The 6327-nt window shown below is 47.7% G+C and carries 10 protein-coding genes and 1 pseudogene; all 11 read right to left on the bottom strand.

Translation table 11 applies throughout. The annotated features are described in order from the left end of the window. Positions 1 to 225, bottom strand: a 225-nt coding sequence (locus R1Y93_RS00525; RefSeq protein WP_500821225.1) for an rRNA adenine N-6-methyltransferase family protein, incomplete at its 3' end; no start/stop codon positions are given. Between the two features lie 194 nt (positions 226 to 419). Next, positions 420 to 686 carry a hypothetical protein gene (locus R1Y93_RS00520; protein WP_242992232.1) on the bottom strand — a complete coding sequence of 89 codons (267 nt, stop codon included), beginning with the start codon at positions 684 to 686 and terminating at the stop codon, positions 420 to 422. 249 nt (positions 687 to 935) lie between these two features. Further along, complete coding sequence (locus R1Y93_RS00515) at positions 936 to 1214, bottom strand: type II toxin-antitoxin system YafQ family toxin (RefSeq protein WP_021632616.1); 279 nt, start codon at positions 1212 to 1214, stop codon at positions 936 to 938. Further along, positions 1207 to 1473, bottom strand: coding sequence for a type II toxin-antitoxin system RelB/DinJ family antitoxin (locus tag R1Y93_RS00510; RefSeq protein WP_033119556.1), 267 nt, complete (start codon positions 1471 to 1473; stop codon positions 1207 to 1209). Before R1Y93_RS00510 ends, R1Y93_RS00515 begins: the two co-directional genes overlap by 8 nt. Positions 1474 to 1727: 254 nt before the next feature. Beyond that, positions 1728 to 2567 (bottom strand): hypothetical protein, encoded by an 840-nt coding sequence (locus R1Y93_RS00505; protein WP_500821224.1) that lies wholly within the window; start codon positions 2565 to 2567, stop codon positions 1728 to 1730. Next, complete coding sequence (locus R1Y93_RS00500) at positions 2548 to 3177, bottom strand: hypothetical protein (RefSeq protein WP_500821223.1); 630 nt, start codon at positions 3175 to 3177, stop codon at positions 2548 to 2550. The genes R1Y93_RS00505 and R1Y93_RS00500 overlap by 20 nt, the downstream gene beginning before the upstream one ends. Before the next feature lie 337 nt (positions 3178 to 3514). Beyond that, positions 3515 to 3844, bottom strand: a complete 330-nt coding sequence (locus R1Y93_RS00495) for a hypothetical protein (RefSeq protein ID WP_500821222.1) — start codon at positions 3842 to 3844, stop codon at positions 3515 to 3517. Beyond that, on the bottom strand, positions 3841 to 4101 hold the full coding sequence (locus tag R1Y93_RS00490; RefSeq protein ID WP_500821221.1) for a hypothetical protein: 261 nt from the start codon (positions 4099 to 4101) through the stop codon (positions 3841 to 3843). Before R1Y93_RS00490 ends, R1Y93_RS00495 begins: the two co-directional genes overlap by 4 nt. A gap of 21 nt (positions 4102 to 4122) precedes the next feature. Continuing rightward, positions 4123 to 4593, bottom strand: coding sequence for a plasmid recombination protein (locus R1Y93_RS00485; RefSeq protein ID WP_500821219.1), 471 nt, complete (start codon positions 4591 to 4593; stop codon positions 4123 to 4125). Between the two features lie 755 nt (positions 4594 to 5348). Then, positions 5349 to 5513, bottom strand: coding sequence for a hypothetical protein (locus R1Y93_RS00480; RefSeq protein ID WP_430393582.1), 165 nt, complete (start codon positions 5511 to 5513; stop codon positions 5349 to 5351). Positions 5514 to 5831: 318 nt separating this feature from the next. Then, positions 5832 to 6327 (bottom strand): annotated as a pseudogene (locus R1Y93_RS00475) (rRNA adenine N-6-methyltransferase family protein); the annotation flags it as partial.

Genomic DNA, 6327 nt, shown 5'->3' with positions numbered 1-6327 from the left:
AGTATTCAGTTCTAATTTTTCTGACGATAAGTTGAATAGATGACTGTCTAATTCAATAGACGTTACCTGTTTACTTATTTTAGCCAGTTTCGTCGTTAAATGCCCTTTACCTGTTCCAATTTCGTAAACGGTATCGGTTTCTTTTAAATTCAATTGTTTTATTATTTGGTTGAGTACTTTTTCACTCGTTAAAAAGTTTTGAGAATATTTTATATTTTTGTTCATGTATTGCCCCTTTACTCAAATAATGATAAAAGTCATCTGTGTGCATATGCACAGACTTTTTCCAAATCTGATTCTTTTGCAACAACGAGATGCCGTTGTAGTTTTTCCTGTCCCCGGCGCACCTGTGATTACAATAATTCTACCTTGATTCATCTATATTTTCACCTCCACAAATTCCCGATTTGTCGTTCTGTTTAGTCCCCAAAGAACCTACTAAACCAGCTACGCTTTTGAACCGGTTCTGTCTCACGCTCCGGCTGATCGGCTCCGGACTTGCCGGAAAGAAGCTGCTGATGCATTGTCCCAGCATGGAGAGCCTGGGCCGCTGCCGCAGTCTGCTGTGCCGTCACCAACGCCGAGCTGACCTCCGCCAACCTTGCGTTCAGTTCCTCGATCTGCTTGTCCTTTACAGCAAGTTGCTCGCTTTTCCGGTCTAATTCTCCCTGCAGCATAGCGATCAAAGTGGTTTCGCAAGTTTCGCAACTTGCTTTCGCCTGTTGCGAAACTTGCTTTCGTTCAACACCTAAATAATGCTGATATATGGCGGTTTTTTGACTTTCGCTGATTGCGAAACTTCCTTTCGCATCTTTCGCAACATGGTTTCGCCTACACCATGCACGAACTGCCTGTTCCGACACGCCACATTCTATTGCAATTTCCGTTATTACACCCGCCAAATATCATCACCACTCTTTCATCCGGAGTTAATCTCAAAACAAATCGCTATGAGATCCCGTCCTTATCAATTTCAAAATCAAAGTCTGCCGAACAACTTTATAGACCAACAGCCAGTCCGGCTCGATGTGACATTCTCTCATGTCCTTATAATTTCTGGAATTAGTGAGAGCATGATCTCGATACGCCTCCGGCAACGGCTGCTCGTTACACAACAGCGTGATCACTTCCTCCAACTTCTTCGGATCGCAGCCTCTCTTGATCGCAAGCTTGTAATCTCGTTTGAACTGCCCCGAAAACTCCGGCTTAAGCATTCAGCGCCTCCATCAGATCTGCAACGCTATCAAACGGACCATACATATCCTCTCCCTTTTCTGCCGCCTCCATCGCCGCATAGGTAACAGCATTCGGCTCGTCAACCTTGACTTCAAAGGGAAGTCCATGACACCTAAGTGCCTGTCGATAAAAAATACCCGTTGCCGTACTCAAATCCATTCCGAGGGACTTAAAGAGAGCTGCCGCCTGTGCTTTCAGCTCCGGCTCCATTCTTATCGTCATATTTCCTTTAGCCATAATAGCACTCCTTTCCTCGTCATTTTTAGCTTGCACTAATATTATATTCAATATTCGTGACATTTGCAAGTGCATTGCAAATGTTTTTTTGCAACTTTTCTATGAACAGTGCTTTCTATATGCTAACACCGCAGCGTGTACATTTAGGGGGTGAAAAAGCCTTATTTCGCGCGGTTTTCAAGCCTCGTTTTCGGTGGGGTAAATAAAAACCCTTACCCGCCCCGAAAACGCCTTGTAGGGCGTTTCTGGGGCGTTTACAGCCCTTTCTTAAATTCCACCAACAGATCGCTCAAAGCCTGTGATGGGCGTATTTTGACCGTTATATGCCCCTCCGGTACGGTGTCCCACCATTTGCGGATCGTTTTCGGATCAAGTCCGGTGTCCCTATGACAATCGGCCTTGCGTCCCTCTGGATGCTCCTGCCGCCACGCATAGACTTGCGCTTTCTTTTCTTCTGCCCCTTTTCTTCTCCATGTGCCGCCAGGATAATCCACTTCCTGCACCGCCCTTGCTCTTTTCAAATGCTCTTTCTGTGATCTACCATTCCTCTTGTTGCGCTCGATGCGAACATCGGTCAGAGCTTCAATATCGGAAATCGTGAAATTGTAATACTCCTTGTCGTAGGCTTCCAGCGCACTCCGTATATCTTCCTCGGTCAATGCGTTCTCATGCTTCACCATCTGCAGATCATCAAAAGCCTCTTTCATATCCTGCCGGAGCTGCTGCTTCGACACACCGCATTTGTAAGCATAGATAGCAAGGCACATCAAAAAGAAATACCGATGCCCGCCCTTTATCTCTCCGATCTGCCGCAGCCACCAATGGTAGAGCGCATACGGATCATCACCATGCACCTTTCCGGCAATATCCCACTTCTTGCGTCCTTTCTCGCCTCTCACAACAACACGCTCATACCACTCCGGATATGCCTCCCTCGCCTCAGCTCGTGTCATTTTGGATGGGCTGAAAGGCTTATTGACATCCACCCTGTTTTCTGGCTTTGCGTAGGCGTTCAGATAATCCAGCGTTACCCGTTCTCCGGTACGGAAAGCGACCAGCTCCGTCCCATGCTTGTCATTGATGCTGCCCACCATGCGGTAACTTCTGATTGATGGATTGATACTGGATCGCCTTGACCTGCGAAGTGCTGCCATACTCCCATAGCCGGAAAGTGAGGTCATATTTCAGACTTTTAAGCTGAATTTTTATATTCGGGTATAGGTCAATCGGCTGCTGGAAAACATAGTAGATATGCAGCCCTGTCCCCGACAGAACAAGGAAAGTCGGCATCGGCAACCGGCGCACTCGCTCCGGATCGCCGCCAAAGCGCAGAAAGAGGTTGCGCAGCTCGGCAAGACCTACGCCATCCAGATCGAAGATCAGAGCATACATCCGCTGGGCGTTCTCCAGCCTGTTCTCCTTTCTGCGATATGCAAGACCGCTGCACAAAGTAAGGCTGTTCCCCTCGACAAACTCCATGTAATCCTGTTCCCATGTGTCGTTATACATCTTCCTGCGCCGGAGCTTCTTATCCTCGCTCTGTTCGTCCCGATACAGATACACAGCGTTCGGATGGGAAAAATCCGTGTGCCGTTCTCCGGAGTTCTCATTGTCCGGAAACAGCTCTTTATAAAACTCATAGCCTCCGACCTCCGGATATTGTGCGCTCAAATACTCGTAGCAGCCTCGATAATTCTCGGTCATATTACCACCTCACAAAAGAAAAAGTACCAAAAAGAAAATCCGCTGCGGCGGGGATCGCCTGCGGGCGGGAAGGGGGAAAAGGGGGAGCAAAAGAGCGGCGGCTACCGCCGCCTTAAAGAGAAAGTCACCTCCCCCTTTTCCCCCTCGCTGCGGGGCATTGAAAGTGCCGCCACTATGGAAAACCCGATGGGTTTACCACAGTGGCTTGGAAAACCTCTAACGAGGTTTACCACACTTCCAACACCCCTTCGCTCACCCCCCTTTTCCCCTCCGACTTTCTCCCTTTCAGAGAGAGAAAATATAGGTTGGGAGTACGCCTTACAGGGGGCTTAGATTATCAATACAGCAATTCCCTATTTTCAGTTGTTATTATAGCCTGTCCGAAAGAGATTTTCAAGCCCTCCGGACAGGCTTCTTTTACAGCTCCATGCCGCCCATTCCTCGCTGGTGCTGCTGTTGCTCCTGCTGCTGTCCAATCTCCGGCATCGGGCAGCAGCTCCCTCGCCTTTTCAAGCAGAGGACGCAGACGCTCCGGCAGGTGTTCTTCCAAGAAGTCCAGCATCCGACCGATGCCGTCCGTCAGACGCTCGGTGAAGCTGCGTTCCTCCTGCAGCTCGGATTGCAGATAATAGTTTTCATCGCGCAGCCTCCGGTTTTCGTGCTTCAAGCCTGCTGCTGCCGCTGCGCTTCTTCCAGCCGCTTCTTCATGGACGGCACCTGTGACCGCAGACGGGTGTTTTCCTCCGTCAGCTCCTGTACCTTGTGCCGATCCGTCACGCTGCGCAGTGCCATTTTCTTTAGCTGCTCGACCTGATCCACCGTCACGCCCTTCACTGCCCCTGTGAGCGTCTTTTCCGGCTGAATATCATGCAGGGGTGCATTTACCCTGTCAGCCTCCTTTAAGAGCCGCACAGTGCCTTTCAAGCGTTCCGCTGCCGTTCCAGCTCAGCAACCTCCCGCTCTACTGCCGCTGTCTGCTCGCTGCACCGCTTCCAGCCTCGCAGCCGCTTCCTTGAACTGCGGCAAGTCCATGTGCGGTCTGTTCGTGCCGAGAGAGATAATTTCAAAATCGTGCCGCTGGGCGATCTCCGTCAGAGCTTCTTTCTCCCGTTCCATCCACGCCGCCCATTCGGTCTGCTTTCTGCCGACACCGACAAACCCCTGCTGCTTCAATGCCTGTTTCATAGATACCCTTGTAGAAAGTCCTCTTGACTGCTCCGTTGCCACAGGGATAAAATCGACATGGAGATGGGGCGTTGCCTCGTCCATGTGCAGCACCATATTGAACACCCGCAGATGGGGGTTGCGTTCTGCAAAAGACTCCGCAAAATCTTTCAGAGCTGCCGCCGCCCGTTCTCCGTCCGGCGTACCGCACCCACAGTCGCTCCATGTTGCCGATCTGGAAGATCGCTTCATGGAACAGCTTTTCCTGTTTACTCTGCCGGATATGCTCATAGTAGTCCGGTATCTTATCTCTCGTTTTGGTTTTCTTTGCGTTGTAGGCTGCGAGAGCTTCATCAAAGACCATATGATAGACCTGCTTCAGATCCTCGTTGCAGAAAACAATGTTCTGCTCCGTCCGGCTCCGGTCTACATTCGCCGCTGAGAAGCTGCGGTTGTTGTGCCGGATGCTCCCTGCACCTGTCATACCCGAAATCGTAACTCCCATAAAATCGCCCCCTTTCCGCTTATTCTTCCGTCCTCTATTTTATCATAAATTTCCGCTAAAACAACCTCTTTGTTACTTTCTGGTGAGAAAGTAACGCAAAAGCACTTTCACACCGCCACCCCATCGGTGCAGGCGGTGTGAAAGTGCTTCGCGCCCCTGAAGGGGAGGGGTTGCCGGAGCTGCTTCACTGCCGGCTCGTGCCTGCTGCTCTGCCAGCTCCGGCAGGGGCGCTGCCCCTGCCGTCTGCGGACGGCTCCCCGACCTTCATCCCACCGATAAACTGGAATTGTCTAAAATAGTAAGGCCGTACCGCTTACTATTTTTTCTTTTACTGCTGAAACAGTATCTTTGATTGAATGCGTAGTTGTATCTATAACATTTAATTCATAGATTCCTAAATTGGAAAATTGATTCCACATTGTTTCGACTCATTCAATATTTGTTTCTCTGTCTAACTTTGAGCGTTCGATAGCTCGCTTCATAGTTTCTTCTTTACTTGCCCTTAGTGTACTTCATAATGCTCTTGAACAATGTTGAGCCACGGCTCTAAAAACCACGGTCCTACAATGCCATCTACAATTACATCATATCCACCACGAGCATATCGCTTCGCAGCTTCTAAAAACGCTTCAATGACAATCAAATTTTGCTCATTTGATTCTGGCAAATGCGGTGGTAATCACTCCTTCTTAATTACAAATTTTTGACATCTAATTTAACTTCAATTCCTATTATACAAAATTTTAAGATACTGCACTAAAACGATTTTTTTAATACAATATTGTTGCCACACTTAGGACATTTTCCGACAAGGGGTCCCGAGCGCTTAGTGGGAATTTGTACCCCTTATCGATACAAATTCCCCGTAGGCGCTAGGGACTTCTTTTAGCTCCTTGGAAGCTGTCAGTAGTATACCTAATAATTTATCTACATTCCCTTTAGTAACGTGTAACTTTCCAAATTCTACATAAAGCGACTCATAGAATTATTTCCTCCCGTTAAATAATAGATAACTATTAAAAATAGACAATACTTGCTCATAAGTAACGGTACTTAAATTGTTTACTTTGGCGTGTTTCATTGTCTCTGATGAAACTGATTTTTAGTAAACAGTTGACGATATTCTCGATTGACCCATTTTGAAACAAAGTACGTATATAGCTTCCAATATTTATCTGGAACATCTGTGGTATGGCGGGTAAGTTTTATTAAGACACTGTTTACTTTTGGTTTAGGATGAAAGCATTCCGCTGGCAGCTTAAGCAATTGCTGAATCGAGACTTGAGTGTGCAAGAGCAACCCTAGTGTTCGGTGAATATCCAAGGTACGCTTGTAGAATCCTTCTTCAACAATCAGATAGATGTCAGACGCATGGCTTTCAAAAACCACTTTTTTAATAATTTGTGTGCTTAAATGGTAAGGAGATACTCCCAACAATTTTATACCTCTGTTTGTTAGGGAATTGAAACTGTACGAATATC

It is taken from the genome of Blautia sp. HA3515 (assembly GCF_059933065.1).
Note: the sequence above shows the minus strand (reverse complement) of the source record. Positions and strands in the feature narration are given on the sequence as shown.